Source organism: Streptomyces thermodiastaticus, assembly GCF_014656135.1.
GTDB classification, from domain to species: Bacteria; Actinomycetota; Actinomycetes; order Streptomycetales; family Streptomycetaceae; genus Streptomyces; species Streptomyces thermodiastaticus.
This window is the reverse complement of record NZ_BNBV01000075.1, coordinates 1-1016: the sequence shown is the minus strand read 5'-3', so window position 1 is coordinate 1016 and position 1016 is coordinate 1. Positions and strand designations below refer to the sequence as shown.

General features: G+C 68.8%; 1 protein-coding gene. It reads left to right on the top strand.

Going from position 1 to position 1016, the window contains the following annotated elements:
• Positions 1 to 1016, top strand: a 1016-nt coding sequence (locus tag IE286_RS26890) for an Hsp70 family protein (protein WP_189799361.1), incomplete at both ends; no start/stop codon positions are given.

Here is a 1016-nt window from a genome sequence, read left to right as displayed (position 1 = left end):
GAGGTGCTGGTCGGCGAGGTCGCCAAACGGCAGGCCGTGACGAACGTCGAGCGCACCGCCCGCTCCGTCAAACGCCACATGGGCGACGCGCACTGGCGTTTCCCCGAGCAGGGCGACATCGACGGCACCCGCTACCGGGCGCAGGAACTGTCGGCCCGGGTGCTGCAGAAGCTGAAGCGGGACGCGGAGGCCTATCTCGGCGAGGACGTCACCGACGCGGTGATCACCGTCCCGGCGTACTTCGACGACGCGCAGCGGCAGGCGACCAAGGAGGCCGGCGAGATCGCGGGCCTGAAGGTACTGCGGATCATCAACGAGCCCACGGCCGCCGCGCTCGCCTACGGCCTGGACAAGGAGAACGACCAGACCGTCCTCGTCTTCGACCTCGGCGGCGGCACCTTCGACGTGTCCTTGCTGGAGATGGGCGAGGGCGTCATCGAGGTCAAGGCCACCAACGGCGACACCCACCTCGGCGGCGACGACTGGGACCAGCACCTCGTCGACCATCTGGTCAAGCGGTTCAAGGGCCAGTACGGGGTGGACCTGTCCAAGGACAAGATGGCCGTGCAGCGCCTGCGCGAGGCCGCGGAGAAGGCCAAGATCGAGCTGTCCTCGGCCACCGAGACCACGATCAACCTGCCCTACATCACCGCCTCCCCCGAGGGTCCGCTGCACCTGGACGAGAAGCTCACCCGCGCCCAGTTCCAGCAGCTGACCGCGGACCTGCTGGAGCGGTGCAAGAAACCCTTCCACCAGGCGGTGAAGGACGCCGGGATCGAGCTGAAGAACATCGACCACGTCATCCTCGTGGGCGGCTCGACCCGGATGCCCGCGGTCACCGACCTGGTGCGCGAGCTGACCGGCAAGGACCCGCACAAGGGCGTCAACCCCGACGAGGTGGTCGCCGTCGGCGCCGCCCTGCAGGCCGGGGTGCTGCGCGGCGACGTCAAGGACGTGCTGCTGCTGGACGTCACCCCGCTGTCCCTGGGCATCGAGACCAAGGGCGGCATCATGAC